We start from the raw sequence: 13,664 nt of genomic DNA, 5'->3' as shown, positions 1-13,664 counted from the left end.
CGCCGTGACCCCTTCTGGCGCTACCAGCCCAACCCGCATCGACACCTTCGAGAACGAAGGCCTCACGTTCTCCGTCGCCGATACCGGGCCCATCGACGGTGAAGTCATCATTCTTCTCCACGGGTTTCCGCAAACCGGCGAAGCATGGGAACCAACCGCCGCTGCGCTGAACGAGGCCGGCTATCGCACGCTCGCGCCGACCCTGCGCGGATACGAAACGAGCTCCCGCGCACGGGGTCGCTGGCGCTACCGATCATCTCGGATCGTCAGTGATGTCGTCGCCCTCATCGGTGCAGCAGGGGGCAGGCCCGTACATCTGATTGGACACGACTGGGGATCGCTTCTGGCCTGGTCTGCAGCAGCCGCCCGGCCAGACCTCATCAGCTCGCTGACCGCAGTATCCGTTCCTCACTATGCCGCCTATCTCCTGGCCATCGCCGATCTTCGCAGCAAACAACTCATCCAGAGCTACTACATCGTTCTGTTCCAACTGCCGCTGATTCCCGAACTCCTCTTCACGCTCTTCCCTCGATCGTTCGACCGAAACCTCCGGCAATCCGGAATGGCCGACGTTGACATCTCAGCGGTGAACATCAACGTGGTCGAGTCTGGAGCCCTGACATCAGGCATCAACTGGTACCGCGGCTTGCTCGTGTCGAATCAGCGCGCGATGACCAGAAAGATCACAGTGCCGACGACGTTCGTCTGGGGAGACGAAGACACCCTGCTCGGACGAACGGGCACCGACCTCACGAAACGTTTCGTCACCGGCTCCTACAACTTGGAGGTGTTCGCTGGCGCGAGTCACTGGATCCCGGCGGAACGCCCGCAAGAACTCGCTGACGCGTTCGTCAAGCACCATCCGAGCTTCGTGCCCACTGAAGCGCCCAATGACCCAACTGAAGAGCAACACGAGAGGGAATCATGACAGACCGATTCAACTATCCGCAGAAGCACATCGTTTCGGCCGGGACGTCTTCGATCTGGGTCGGAGAGCAACCGGGTGAGGAACCGGCCATTGTGCTGCTTCACGGTTTTCCTGACGACGCAACCATCTACGACAAGCTCGTACCATTTCTCGAAGGTCGACGAGTGGTGGCGATCGACTTCGGAGGCTATGGGCTCTCACCTCGCGACGACGAGCCGTGGAGCGAAGGTCGTCCTGAGGCTGAACTGGTGGCAGTACTGGAAGAACTCGCGATCACAGGAGCGACGCTCGTCGGGCACGATGCAAGTGTTCCTGTCGCCGTGAACGTCACCCTGGATCATCCGGATCGGGTGGCGAAGCTGGTCTTGTTGAACGGCTACTTCGATTCAGACCCAGAGCTGAAGCTTCCCGACATGATTCGGCTGTTTGGCACACCAGAACTCAGCCTGCTCTCGGACGCCATCATGAACGATCAGCAGCTGCGGGGCTGGCTGCTTGGTTTCTCGGGAAAGCAGTTCGGCATCGATCCCTCGGGAGCCGATAGTGTCGCCGAACATTCGATCCTGCCGCAGTACTACGGCAGCGAGAATCAGCCCGATGCCCGGGTCGCCATTCGTAAGTGGACGGCAACGCTATACCCCGGGCTCGCTCAGAATGACGCACGCGTGCGGGCCGGCGATCTCGGAAGACTCACCACTCCCGTTGTGGTTGCGTTCGGTGAAGGTGACCCCTACCTCACACCAACGATCGCTGCGCACATCGGGGCCCTCTTTCCCAGCGCAGTCGTTGAGGGTATCGGCCAGTCTTCCCACTGGCCGCAGTGGGACCAGCCAGAGGTGGTTGCCTCGAAGGTTCTCTAGAGCACGAGCCACTTCGTAGTGACACGAAATGTGCGCGAAATCCAGCACGATTAGTGTATTGAATTGTTCAGTTCACTTCAGTGGGGTTGCTTTCATGACAGATCGTTCGCACGAGGCCGTCGGGCCGAACAGACCAGACGTAGACGGCGAACCGTTCGTGCAATCGCGGCGGCATCTCTCCCTCGTCACGACCATGCCGTTCATCAGCGAGTCCCGGTCGTGGCGTGAGTCGCCGCACTTCGTCGACGAAGTGGTCTCGCTCGAGCGTCATATCGCGCGAGCGAGAGCAGCCGAAGCGGCCAAACTAGATGCCGTCTTCTACGTGGACTTCATCGGCCTGAACCGTACGGCGATCGCGGCCAACCCCGCCGTGCCGTTCGAGCCGATGACGGTCATGGGCGCCATCGCGGCGACGACATCGAAGATCGGCCTGATCGGCACCGCATCGACGATGTACAACTATCCCTTCAACGTCGCGCGGCAATTCGCCTCGATCGACCAGCTGAGCGGCGGGCGCTCGGGCTGGAACGTCGTGACCTCGTTCAGCGCCGAGAAGAGCTTCGGCCTCGAAACGCTTCCCTCTCCGGCCGAACGGTACGCTCGCGCGCAAGAGTTTCTTGACGCCGTCATTGCGCTCTGGCAGAGCTGGCAACCCGACGCGGTGGTGGCGGATGCCCGGTCGGGCGTCTGGGCGGATGTGTCGCGCATCCATGATGTGCACGTCGACGGCGAATACATCACTCTCGACGCGGCGCTCGACGTGCCGCGCTCGCCGCAGGGGCATCCGGTGGTCTTTCAAGCCGGAGCGTCAGCTGAGGGGATCGCGTTCGCCGGGCGTAATGCCGAGGCGATCTTCGCTGCGACGCCGGTATTCACCATCGCCCAGGAGTATTACGCGGCGACGAAAGCCGCGGCCGTCGGCGCCGGTCGGGCCGCGGAATCCGTGATCGTTCTGCCGGGTTTGCACGTGTATCTCGGCGCAACCGACGAGGAGGCGTGGGCGTCGGCTCGTGCGGCGGCGGTGACCGAGCACCGCATCACGAGCATCCTGAAAGACCTGGAGGTGGAGTTTCCTGAACTCGATCTGAGCGGGCTGAATCCTGACGAGCCCATACCGACAGAGCGATTTCCGAGCCGCGAGCGGGTCGAGAAGTGGGGCGGCCGGCGCAGCCGAATAGAGGTGTACCGCCGGCTCGCGTTCGACGGTGCACCGATCGAACCGCCGACGTACCGGCAGTTTCTCGAACGCTCGGCGATCTCCGGACCGCACGCGGCGTTCATCGGCACGGTGCAGAGCGTCGCCGACGAGATGGAACGCTGGTTCCGCGGGGGAGCGGCCGACGGGTTCACGCTCATCGGCGGCAACTCCGTGGCTGAACTCGACCGCGAGCTGCTGCCCGAACTGCGCCGCCGTGACCTGTTCCGTACCGACTACGAGGGCTCGACTCTGCGCTCGCACTTCGCGCTATCGGCTTCCCAGGTGGGGAGCTCCGGCTCGCATCCCGCATAGGGCAAGGCGAGAGCTGTTGAGACCCGGATAGTTGCTCTTATCGTGTTCCGTTCATGATCGCGTGGAAGGCTTCGTTGTCGTAGATGAGTTCGGCGGTGGCGACGTGGTCGTTGGTGACGGTGAAAAAACCACCGACGGTGAGTGGTCGCGATCCGTTCGGGCCTTGGATGACGATGTCGTAGAGTGCGGCGATAGTCTCACCGTTGACGACCCAGGTGCGCACCTCGTGGCCGCGCACAATCTGCATGAGGCCTTTGGCGACCTCGATGAATTCTTCAGCGGTTCGCGTGCTCGCAAACGGCCCGTCGAGACGGAGGTCGTCGGCGATGATGGCACGAGTGCCCGTCTCGTCGCCGAGGTAGTAGGCGGTGAAGAATTTGTCGACGACTTCTTGAGCGTTCATTAGTACGCGACAGTGAAGCGTTGGTTGTGGTGTTCGGGTGTTTCGATCTCGGTGATGAAAACTTCGCCGAAGTCGGCGCCGGAGATGGTGCTCTGGCCGTCTTCATCGACGAGGAGGATCTCGTCTCCGACACGCCAGGTGCCGGTGTATTCACCGACGGCGAAGTCTCCGAACCCCGCGGGTGGGCTGATGTAGAACCAGTCGGCGTCGATGTTCTCGCCTCGGAGGTAGTCGAGTACCACGTGCATTTCGGCGGCTTCGGCCTTGAACTCGTCTGGAAACTCCTCGGTTCCGCTGAGCGTGGGGCCGCCCGGTGCGACGAAGAGCGAGCCGGCGCCGCCTACGACACCGAGGCGGGTGTGCGTTGAGGCGCTGAGGCGCTCGAGTGCGGTGACTGCCGCGAGCATTCTTCCGGTCAGCTCCCCACGGGGTGAGAGCGCCGCGATGACGACGTCTGCGCCGTGGAACGCCTGAGCGAGCACGACGTCGTCGAACACGTCACCCTGCAGGTAGCTCACTCCGTCGAGGGGCGCGGAGGGTGCTGTTCGGGTGAGCACCGTGACCGTGTGGCCGCGGCGGCTCGCTGCTGCGGTGATGTGGCGTCCGGCGTAGCCGGTTCCGCCGATGACGGTGATGTTTGCCATTGTTTTCTCCTTTGTTGCATTGGACAATGGTCACTGTAAGAGAGTGCGTCGCTTCTCGGAAGTAGGCACTTTGCAGTAACCAAGTCTCTAGAAGAGAAACGAGCAGCATATGGCCGGAAAAGAGCTCCTCGACGAGCGACAGGAGATGGGTGAAGGTCCGTGGGATCCGTACACCCGCGACTGCCCGACCCGGCAGGTACTCGACCGCATCGGAGATCGCTGGACGGTCTTGATCGTCGGCTCGCTGTCAGGGGGCACCCTTCGTTTCAGCGAGATACGCAAGACCGTCTACGGCATTTCGCAGAAAATGCTGACCCAGACGCTGCGCGGCCTCGAGCGCGATGGCCTCGTCACCCGCACCATCTACCCACAGATACCGCCCAAGGTCGAATACCAACTCACTCCCGCCGGCGCGACCCTCGTTCCCCTCCTCGGATCGCTGCAAGAATGGGCCAAAGAACACATGTCCGTCATCATCGACGCGCGCAACGAATACGACCAGTCAGAGTCCGCGTAGACACAGCAGAGCACGCGAGTCCCCAGGCGGGCGGGGGTGATGAGCGGAAGGCGAGCGCGGCGATGAGTGAGGCAGGCGAGGCAAGCGCGGCGGGCGCGGCCGTCGACGGCGGGCGTCGGGTCGACTGGATCGAGCTGTTCTTCGACCTGGCGATGGTGGCGTTCATCACGCAGTTGGCGCACGGGCTGCACGGTGCGCCCGGGCCGGCCGAGTTCGCGACGTTCGTCGCGTGGTCGATTCCGGCGTGGTGGGCCTGGTGCAACATCATGGTGTGCGTCAATGTGCTGCCCGAGTTGCCGCGGCGCATCATCGGGCCGGCGCTGCTGGCGGCGATGGCGACCATCGGCGTGATGGCCGCTTCAGTGACCGTGACGGCCGATCGAGCGTGGGCCTTCGCGCTGGCGAACGTAGCGCTGCGGCTCATACTTCTGGGGCTCTGGGTCTATCGGGCGCGAGCGCGGGTGCGGGCATCCACTGCACCGGATGACCGGCCGCACATCGCCCGAACGGTGGTCTACAACGGGGTGACGGCCGTCATCTGGCTGGTCTCGGTGTTCGTGCCCGAGCCGGTGAACTTCGTGCTCTGGGGCATCGCCATACTGATCGAGGTGCTGCTGTTGCGGGTCGGCAGCAACAGCGTGTTCAGAACGCTGCGCGTCGATGTCGCTCACGCGAGCGAGCGTCTCGGGTTGTTCATGATCATTTTGATGGGCGAATCGGTGCTCAGTCTGGTGGCGGCGCTCAGCGAGAGCTTCACTCCGGCGGCTGCCCTCGCTGCCCTGCTGGGATTCGTGGCGGTCGGTCTCATCGCCTGGGGATTCTTCGTGGGCGGCGTCGGGGTCATCGAGCAGGGCCTCGAAGCCCTGAACGAACGGCACAGCGTCGCCGGGCTGCTCGACACCGTGATGTTCTTGCCGTACCTCGTGGTGGTGAGTGTGACGATGTTCGCCGCGGGGCTGGCGACGGCGGTGGCGGATCCCACAGAGCCGCTCTCGTACGGCGCATTGGTGTGCCTCTGCGGCGGGCTCGCTCTGTTCTACGCGACGAATGCGCTCGCGGTGCTGCGGTACGGCACTCCGCTGCGGCAGGCGGTGCGTTGGGCATCCGTCGGGGTGCTCGCTCCGGTGCTGATAGGCGTGATCCTAGCGTTCGCGGTGCCGGGCGCGTCGGGGTTGCTCGCTCTCGCGCTCGTGGCGGCTGCGGTGGTCGCGGTCGTGCTGATCTCCGCCGTGTCGGCGCGGCGAGAGCGATTAGTTCGGACGAGCTGAGCCTCCGGGGCGGTCGCTCTCGTCCGAACGAGCCGCTCTCGGCTGAGGAGGTCTCGCGGGGTAGGGTCGAGGCATGGCAAGCGAAGCAGTGGTGCTCAGTGTCGAGGGGCCGCACGAGACGCGTGAGGTGCGGCTCTCGAGCCCGAGTCGCGTGCTCTGGCCGGAGTCGGGGCTGACCAAGCTCGACCTGGCGAACTACATGATCGCCGTGGGGGAGGCCTTTGTCACGGCGAACGGAGATCGTCCGCTGTCGCTGCAACGGTTTCCCGAGGGCATCGACGGTGAACAGTTCTTCTCGAAGAATCCGCCGCGCGGGGCGCCTGCGTACATTCGCGCGGTGACGGTGATCTACCCGAGTGCCCGATCGCATCCGCAGCTCGTCATCGACGAACCTGCCGCGGCGGTGTGGGCGGTGCAGATGAACACGGTCGTCTTTCACCCGTGGCCGTCGCGCGCCGAGAACTCCGACAACCCCGATCAGTTGCGCATCGACCTCGACCCGCAGCCCGGAACCGACTTCGACGACGCCATTCCGGCCGCCCTCGAGCTACGCAAAGTGCTCGAAGAGGCTGGGCTCGACGCCTTCATTAAGACCTCCGGCAACCGTGGTCTGCACGTTTTTGCGCCGATCGAACCGGTGCACGAGTTTCTCGATGTGCGCCATGCCGTCATCGCGGCTGCCCGCGAACTCGAGCGGCGGATGCCCGAGAAGGTCACCACGGCATGGTGGAAAGAAGAGCGTGGCGAGCGTATCTTCGTGGACTTCAATCAGGCGAACCGCGACCGAACGATGGCCGGTGCGTACAGTCCGCGCGCCCTTGCGCACGCTCCCGTGTCGACCCCGATCACGTGGGACGAGCTCGAGACCGCCGACCCGAAGGCCTTCACGATTCACACGGTGCCCGATCGGTTGAAGACCGTCGGCGACCCGTGGGGCGCCATGAACGAGCATCCGGGGGTCATCGACACCTTGCTCGGCTGGTGGGCTCGCGACCTCGAGGCGGGGCTCGGCGAGCTGCCGTTCCCTCCCGACTACCCGAAGATGCCCGGCGAGCCGCCGCGCGTTCAGCCGAGCCGGGCGCGCAAGGAGCCGTAGCGCGCTGCCGGCGCGGCGCGCGCTGCCGGCGTCACCTGGCCGGCGGTCGGGTATGTGAAAACGTAGGAGAAATCGATGGGGCACGGCGCTATAGCCCCTACCGTGTCGAAATCTCCGCTGAAATCACCTGCGGCGATGTGGCGTCGAGGGTGCGCGCCGGCCACGCTGCCTGCGTCGGCGGCACCTGCAGCCAGGGTTCTGCCAGCCGCAGTTGAGGCTGCGCTCAGAAATGCCGGTTACGGTAGTCACTTCGCCCGCGGCGCAGGCACCTAGCGTCAGCCCCGGGCTTCGGCCAGCACCCAGAACCGCGTGCGGCCGCTTCGACACCGACTGTCTCTCCGCGTACCTGTTAGCCGCGTCTCGCCTCTGGCGACGATGTGGCGTGCGCAAAAGCCCCGTGCCCTACCCAGCCCGATGCTCTCGCGGATGCCCGTGCCCCTCAGCCCCGAGGGTGACACGCGGTCGGCCAGACCATTGGAATACATGCACCCCGAACACCCCACCCGGCGCAGCCTGCGCTCCGCCAGCACTAGCCACACCTCCAGCGCCGCCAGCCCTGCCAGCCCCGCCAGCGCCACCCCCGTCAGCGCCCCACCCGCCGCCACCGCCCGCACGCGCACCATCCACCCCCGGCGCACCGCGCACGACAGGATGCCCATCCGCCACTTCATCGGCCGCAAACTGCTCGCCGGCACCGCCCTCGTGACCGCCGGCCTTGTTCTCGGCGGAGCACTCGCCGTGCAGACCTCGGTCTCGTCGGCCCAGGCCGCCGAAGCCGTCGCCGCCACCCAGCGCACGCAGCAGCAACTGGACGACACTGTCGCGAAGTCGGCCGCCGTCGCCACCGCGATGAACACCATCGCTCGCGCGCAGCAGGTGGCCGAGGCATCCGCGACGAAGGTCGACACGAGCGGCCTCACCTCGTCGCTCGCCTCCCTCAGCACCACGACCAAGCGCGACTACAGCAGCCTCGACACCCAGGCGCTCGTCGGCCTCACAGTGCAGACCGAGTTCGAATCGCAGAACACGGCTGCCGCCGCCGCCCAGGCCGACCGGCTGGCAGCCGAGGCCGCTGCGGCCGCCGCTGCGAAGGCCGCCGCCGAGGCCGCTGCGGCCGCTCAAGCCGCAGCCGATGCGCTCGCCGCCTCGAACACCGTCGACGGCGCCAAGGCGACCGCAGAGAATCTCGCGTCGTCGCAGTACGGCTGGGGTTCCGACCAGTTCTCGTGCCTCGTGTCGCTCTGGCAGAAGGAATCCGGATGGTCGTACCAGGCCTCGAACTCCTCAAGCGGTGCCGCGGGCATCCCGCAGGCCCTTCCCGGCAGCAAAATGTCGTCGGTCGCCGACGATTGGGCCACCAACGCCACCACGCAGATCACCTGGGGCCTGAAGTACATCGCCGCGGCCTACGGAACGCCGTGCTCGGCCTGGTCGCACTCCCAGTCGGTCAACTGGTACTAACCCGCCCCGCGCCGCCCCCCGCCCCCCGCCCTGCGGCCCCGCGGCCCAGCGAAACCGTCGGCTACGACCGAGATCGGCAGGTGTAGCCGACGGTCTCGGCCGCGACTGCCGGTCTCGGCCGCGACAGCCGGGGGAGGAGGGGCACCACCCGCTCAGTCGGCGACGGGGGGAGCGCCCTTTCGCGGCTGCCGTGTGGCACGAGATCGTCGGGTGAGAATGAGGCCTGCGGCACTCGCTAGCAGGGCGGCGACCGAACCGAGTGCGAGCGGGATGAAGGTCAGGTCGTCGGCAGGCATATCGCTGGTCGCCCAGACGAAGAGTATGGTCGCCGCGAGCGCGGACGCCGGTGCCAGCCACCACACTGCATCGCGCACCGGCCCGGCCGCGAATGCGCGCCTGCGTCGAGCGGCGCCCAGCACGATGCCCGCGACGCCGAGCCCCAGGCCGAGTGCGGCGAGGGAGAGCACCGCGACAATCGGCAGCGCCGACTCGACCTGAACCACGCGCATCCTGCTTTCTGACGGTCCCGCGAAGGTTCCGGCCGGGAACACCGCTCCGGCACCCAGATCGTCGACGGTCACGTCGAACGGAAGGCTGTCGTTCGCATCTGCCTTCAGATCGAGCACGTGCGTCTGGCTGCCCTCTGCCGACGTGCTCGATTCGGTGGTCTGCCCCGCATCGCTCTCGTCGGCCAGCGCGCCGAACGGCAGCACCGAATGCGTCCAGTCCTGGTAGTTGTCGGGTGTGGTGTCGAGGGAGATCCAGCCGGCATCGGAGGCCAGCGCGGCGAGCTCGTCAGAGAGACGGAACGAGACGCGCAGGGGCGACGGCACCGGATGATCTCCCCACTGCGAGTCACTTTCCCAACCGTCGAGCAGCGCCGCCCAGCGCACCCGATCGACCACCTGACCGGCATGGGTGCCAGGCTCACCCGCTGTTGCTTGCGCGGCCACGGCGGCCGACTGCAGCGAGTATGAGATCTGCACCGCGTGGCTGCCGGTCACGACAGCACGCAGCATGGTGTGCATCAGCAGCGTGCCGGCACCGTCGTCTCGGCCTCCGTTGGGTCCGGAGCGCTGCTCCGTTGCAAAAGGAACCGCGGCCCCGTCTAGCGTCACCGACGCGACGGTCATGCCGAGGCTCTGCCCGTTCAGCACGCTCGGCCACTCCTGGGCGAACTGCGGCACCTGCGATCCTTCGTCGGAGAAGGCCACAGTGAGCTTTTCGGTCACATCAATACGCGCGTGCCGGTCGGAGGTGCGTGAGAGGGTGGCGACGACATCCATCGCCGAGACAGACGTGTCGAGCGTGCCAGGAATGTCGCCGGAATACGAGAGATAGTCGGGCGACCGCGGGAACGGATACGGTAACGCAGCGGCTGCGCCGATGGCCAGGGCGACCACGAGCACAGCCAGCGTGCGGATGATCAGCCGCGGCCCGGTGAGAAAGTCGCCGGTACGCCAGCCCTTCGTCGCTGCGGAGTCGCCCAGCTCGTTCTCGATGAGCGTGGCGGTCTTGTCGCCGGCCTCGCGAGGCGGCGCAAGCAGCACCGCATAGGGCAGCACACGATCGCTCGTCACATCTCTGTCGAGCAGCTTCGTACGATCGGCGTAGACCCCGATGCCGAGCAGGTACTGCTTCACGAGCGCGCCGCGCCGGGTCAGCGGCCGCGCCGTCAGGGCGATGGTCAGCACAATGAGGGCGATCACCGACGAGACCAGCACGAAGGCGACCGGCCACCACACGACGGCGAGTCTGGTCTGGAACGAGAGCTGCCGCACGAGCCCCCACTGCACGATGGTGAGAGCGGGAGGAGCGGCGATGAACAGATCGCGCACGAACCCGCGCGGAATGCGACGCAGCCCTGCCGTCAGCTGCCCGCCCCGCTCGGGTGCGGCGAGGTACTTTCTGAGCGCTCGCGGACGATCTCCGATTCGGCCCGTGCGTTCGGCCACCCGAGCCGCGGCGATGAGGCGGTTGCGTCGCGTCGCCTTGGCCTTCACGCCCTGCGCTGAGGCGAGCGCGTCGGCGAGCTCGAGCGCGGCGGGCGACCGGATGATCTGGGCCGCCATCCGCGCAGTGATGTCTTTCGGCGGGTCTGACTGGGCCACGAACCACGGGCGCCCCCGGGCGTCGCTCCACGCCACCGCACGCGCCGCCAGCGCGAGCAACAACGTGATCGCGAGAAAGATAAGCGGAGCGAGCGGGCCCCACACCTGCACGAAATACAGGGGCGTGGGTGCCGGCATCGAGAACGTTCCCGGCTCGAAGCTCATGCTGAACGCGGCCTGCGCATGCGGCGGAATGTTCTGGTCGTTGCTGAAGTGGTACGTGACGTCGGTCGAGCCGGCCGTGCTGGGTTCGGGGCTCAGCCACTGGCCCGCGCTGAGCAGAGTCCACGCGAGGGTTCCACGCGGTTGACGGATCAGCCGGTCATCCAGTTCTTTCGGAATCGTGACCTTCACGTCGAGGCCGGCGAAGCCCTGCGGCCACGACGGCCCGAAGACGTCCCAGCGCAGCAGGTCGGTTGCTTGGCCGGTCGCCGTGTCGGTGCTGGAATAGGCGAGATTCTCGAGGTCGTACTGCAGCACGAACTCGTGGTCGCCCTGCAACTGCCCGGAGCCGTCGATCGTCAGCGTCTCCTGATCGGCGCCGTGCGATACACCCACCTCGACGGGCGCGCCGTCGAGGGTTGCCTGCACATTCGACGGGTTCAGCGCGTGCGACTGGTACTCGGTGGCGAGCACGCGCTGGATGCCCGACTCATCGGTGCCGTCGGGAAAAGTCGCGCTGATGTTCTCCGTGACGTGAGCCACCAGCTCGCCCTGCGCGTTTCGGGCGATCTGGTAGTCGGCGGCGAAGTCGCGGGCGATCCAGCGATCGGTGACGGTCGAGGCCGAGTGCGTGATGTCGTCGAGCGTCAGCGGAGGATTGATGACCGGCCCGACCAGCAGCGCCACTCCGGCGATCGCCACGGCGCCCCAGAACACACGCAACCCGATGCGCAACCCGCGACCGCCGTGCGAGCGCAGCCACCCCTCGAGGCGCAGCAGCCACCGCGACAGCACGACCCAGAGCCAGGTCTGTTTCGGTGCCGGTGCCGGAATACGCTCGGAGGCGTCGGCCTCCGCCCGGTAGTACCCGGCGTCGGTTGGGTCGTCGACCTTGTCTTCGGAATCGTCGTCGGCCACTCTTCGAGCTTACTCAGGCAATCGAGCTACGAGTTTGTGCGGGTTCCGGGCTTGCGCACCCGCACAAACTCGTAGCTCGATGGCGTGGCCGGCCGGGCTGGGCGGCGGGCGGCGGGCGGCCCGGCGGATGTCGCGCGCTAGACCAGCACGCGACTGAGGTCGTAGGCGGTGGGGAGGTCGAGCTGGTCGAAGGTGCACGAGAGAGGGTCGCGGTCGGGGCGCCAGCGATCGAACTGTACGGTGTGCCGAAAGCGCGATCCCTCCATCTGGTCGTAACGCACCTCGACCACTTTTTCGGGGCGCAACCGCACGAATGACACGTCTTTCGAGCCCGAGAAGCGGCTTCGCTCGGTTTCGCCTTTCACGATGTCTCCGTTCGCGTCGCGCTCGACGTAGGGAGCGAGCTCGTCGATCAGTTCGAGCCGGCGGGCATCGCTGAAGGCCGACGCGCCACCCACATTGCGCAGCTTTCCGTCGACGTCATAGAGCCCGAGCAGCAGCGAACCGACGCCGCGGCCGCTGGTGTGCATCCGGTAGCCCAGCACGACGGCATCGGCCGTGCGGTGGTGCTTCGTCTTCAGCATGAGCCGCTTGTTCGGTGCGTAGGCGGCGGCCAGGGGTTTGGCGACCACACCGTCGAGGCCGGCGCCCTCGAACTCGACGAGCCAGCGGCGGGCCAGTTCGACGTCGGTGGTGACCTGGCTGAGGTGAAGTGGATGCCCGATTCCCGCCATCAGCGCTTCGAGTGCTCCTCGGCGCTCGCCGAAGGGCGTGTCGAGCAGGCTCTCGTCGCCCAACCCCAGTAGATCGAACGCTACGAACATCGCGGGAGTCTCGACCGAGAGCTTCGCAACCCGACTCGCGGCCGGATGGATGCGCTGGCTCAGCGCCTCCCAATCGAGCTTTGCGGCTCCCGCTTCGCCGCGCTGCACGACGATCTCGCCGTCGAGCACGCACGGTTCGGGCAGAAGCGTCGTGAACGCCGCCACGAGCTCGGGAAAGTACCGCGTCAGCATCTTCGAGCCGCGGCTGCCGATCTCGACGGTTCGGTCGTCGCCGGTGCCTTCGACGTAGACGATGGCGCGAAAGCCGTCCCATTTGGGTTCGTAGCTCAGCCCGCCGGCGACCTTGTCGGGCAGAGGAACGGTGTCGACCGCTTTGGCCAGCATCGGGGCGATGGGGGCGGAGGCTGTGGGGAGCATGGTTCGATCATCCCGCAGTCTGGCTGCGGGGCACAGGGGTGGCTCGTACAATCGAATGCGCCCGATTCCCGACGGGCTCCGTAAAGCGTGAAAGGTCTGACGACAAATGGCGAGTGGTGTGGCGACAAAATGCCCGGTATGCGGGCGGGCGGTTGCTGTGGGGTTGGTCTCGAACACGCTGATTCAGCACGAGAACAAGCACGGCGAGCGGTGCGAAGGCACCGGAATGCCGCCGGTGACCGGCACCGTTTCGTCGCGTTCGACGACCGGCGGTTCGAGCAGCACCCGGTCGAGTGCATCGGGTTCGTCGTCGACACCCCGATCGCGCGCGGCGTCGAAGGCACCCTCCTCGGCGAGCCCCGCGGTCAAGCGGGGCGTCACCGTACGCCGGGTCGAAGTGGATCAAGACCGCCTGCGCGAGCGCGAAGAGAAGCAGGAACGGCTGCGGCTCGAGCGCGAAGAGCGGGCCCGGGCGCGCAACGAGTTCTACTCGGTGGAAGTGAGCGTGCCGATCGACGACGATGACGGGCAGCGCACGCCGATCGACGACGATGAGGGGCAGCACACCGACGTAGAGTGAAGTC

General features: G+C 66.3%; 12 protein-coding genes. 8 read left to right on the top strand and 4 right to left on the bottom strand.

Going from position 1 to position 13,664, the window contains the following annotated elements:
- Positions 1–4 precede the first annotated feature (4 nt).
- From LQ955_RS07580 to LQ955_RS07570, 3 genes are all read left to right on the top strand, one after another.
- Complete coding sequence (locus tag LQ955_RS07580) at positions 5–928, top strand: alpha/beta fold hydrolase (protein ID WP_231027562.1); 924 nt, start codon at positions 5–7, stop codon at positions 926–928.
- Positions 925–1,788, top strand: a complete 864-nt coding sequence (locus LQ955_RS07575) for an alpha/beta fold hydrolase (protein WP_231027561.1) — start codon at positions 925–927, stop codon at positions 1,786–1,788. The genes LQ955_RS07580 and LQ955_RS07575 overlap by 4 nt, the downstream gene beginning before the upstream one ends.
- A 94-nt stretch (positions 1,789–1,882) precedes the next feature.
- Positions 1,883–3,298, top strand: coding sequence for an NtaA/DmoA family FMN-dependent monooxygenase (locus LQ955_RS07570; RefSeq protein WP_231027560.1), 1,416 nt, complete (start codon positions 1,883–1,885; stop codon positions 3,296–3,298).
- Positions 3,299–3,335: 37 nt separating this feature from the next.
- Here the strand turns inward: LQ955_RS07570 and LQ955_RS07565 are convergent, their stop codons facing one another.
- Positions 3,336–3,701: a nuclear transport factor 2 family protein gene (locus LQ955_RS07565; protein ID WP_231027559.1), complete on the bottom strand. Its 366-nt coding sequence runs from the start codon at positions 3,699–3,701 to the stop codon at positions 3,336–3,338.
- Complete coding sequence (locus LQ955_RS07560; protein WP_231027558.1) at positions 3,701–4,345, bottom strand: NAD(P)-dependent oxidoreductase; 645 nt, start codon at positions 4,343–4,345, stop codon at positions 3,701–3,703. The genes LQ955_RS07565 and LQ955_RS07560 overlap by 1 nt, the downstream gene beginning before the upstream one ends.
- A gap of 109 nt (positions 4,346–4,454) precedes the next feature.
- Here LQ955_RS07560 and LQ955_RS07555 point away from each other — a divergent pair, with 109 nt between their 5' ends.
- The 4 genes from LQ955_RS07555 (at position 4,455) to LQ955_RS07540 (ending at position 8,687) form a co-directional block, all read left to right on the top strand.
- Positions 4,455–4,862: a winged helix-turn-helix transcriptional regulator gene (locus tag LQ955_RS07555; protein ID WP_231027557.1), complete on the top strand. Its 408-nt coding sequence runs from the start codon at positions 4,455–4,457 to the stop codon at positions 4,860–4,862.
- A gap of 62 nt (positions 4,863–4,924) precedes the next feature.
- Positions 4,925–6,130, top strand: a complete 1,206-nt coding sequence (locus LQ955_RS07550; protein ID WP_231027556.1) for a low temperature requirement protein A — start codon at positions 4,925–4,927, stop codon at positions 6,128–6,130.
- Between the two features lie 73 nt (positions 6,131–6,203).
- Entirely contained in the window at positions 6,204–7,226 is a 1,023-nt protein-coding gene (ligD, locus tag LQ955_RS07545) for a non-homologous end-joining DNA ligase (protein ID WP_231027555.1), read from the top strand.
- Positions 7,227–7,652: 426 nt separating this feature from the next.
- Positions 7,653–8,687 carry an aggregation-promoting factor C-terminal-like domain-containing protein gene (locus LQ955_RS07540; RefSeq protein ID WP_231027554.1) on the top strand — a complete coding sequence of 345 codons (1,035 nt, stop codon included), beginning with the start codon at positions 7,653–7,655 and terminating at the stop codon, positions 8,685–8,687.
- Between the two features lie 152 nt (positions 8,688–8,839).
- Here the strand turns inward: LQ955_RS07540 and LQ955_RS07535 are convergent, their stop codons facing one another.
- A complete protein-coding gene (locus LQ955_RS07535; protein WP_231027553.1) occupies positions 8,840–11,878 on the bottom strand; it encodes a DUF2207 domain-containing protein in 3,039 nt (1,012 codons plus the stop codon).
- A 137-nt stretch (positions 11,879–12,015) separates the two neighbouring features.
- Entirely contained in the window at positions 12,016–13,080 is a 1,065-nt protein-coding gene (locus LQ955_RS07530; protein ID WP_231027552.1) for an ATP-dependent DNA ligase, read from the bottom strand.
- A 157-nt stretch (positions 13,081–13,237) separates the two neighbouring features.
- On the opposite strand from LQ955_RS07530, the gene LQ955_RS07525 reads away from it, so the two are divergent.
- Positions 13,238–13,660, top strand: coding sequence for a hypothetical protein (locus tag LQ955_RS07525; RefSeq protein WP_231027551.1), 423 nt, complete (start codon positions 13,238–13,240; stop codon positions 13,658–13,660).
- The last annotated feature ends 4 nt before the right edge of the window (positions 13,661–13,664 follow it).

Source organism: Subtercola endophyticus (assembly GCF_021044565.1).
Taxonomy (GTDB): domain Bacteria; phylum Actinomycetota; class Actinomycetes; order Actinomycetales; family Microbacteriaceae; genus Subtercola; species Subtercola endophyticus.
Note: the sequence above shows the minus strand (reverse complement) of the source record. Positions and strands in the feature narration are given on the sequence as shown.

Bases quoted from the DNA above. Each gene is read 5' to 3' on its own strand.
- LQ955_RS07575 (WP_231027561.1), top strand. From the start codon at position 925: ATGACAGACCGATTCAACTATCCGCAGAAGCACATCGTTTCGGCCGGG.
- LQ955_RS07570 (WP_231027560.1), top strand. From the start codon at position 1,883: ATGACAGATCGTTCGCACGAGGCCGTCGGGCCGAACAGACCAGACGTA.
- LQ955_RS07565 (WP_231027559.1), bottom strand. From the start codon at position 3,701: ATGAACGCTCAAGAAGTCGTCGACAAATTCTTCACCGCCTACTACCTC.
- LQ955_RS07560 (WP_231027558.1), bottom strand. From the start codon at position 4,345: ATGGCAAACATCACCGTCATCGGCGGAACCGGCTACGCCGGACGCCAC.
- LQ955_RS07555 (WP_231027557.1), top strand. From the start codon at position 4,455: ATGGCCGGAAAAGAGCTCCTCGACGAGCGACAGGAGATGGGTGAAGGT.
- LQ955_RS07550 (WP_231027556.1), top strand. From the start codon at position 4,925: ATGAGTGAGGCAGGCGAGGCAAGCGCGGCGGGCGCGGCCGTCGACGGC.
- ligD (WP_231027555.1), top strand. From the start codon at position 6,204: ATGGCAAGCGAAGCAGTGGTGCTCAGTGTCGAGGGGCCGCACGAGACG.
- LQ955_RS07540 (WP_231027554.1), top strand. From the start codon at position 7,653: ATGCCCGTGCCCCTCAGCCCCGAGGGTGACACGCGGTCGGCCAGACCA.
- LQ955_RS07530 (WP_231027552.1), bottom strand. From the start codon at position 13,080: ATGCTCCCCACAGCCTCCGCCCCCATCGCCCCGATGCTGGCCAAAGCG.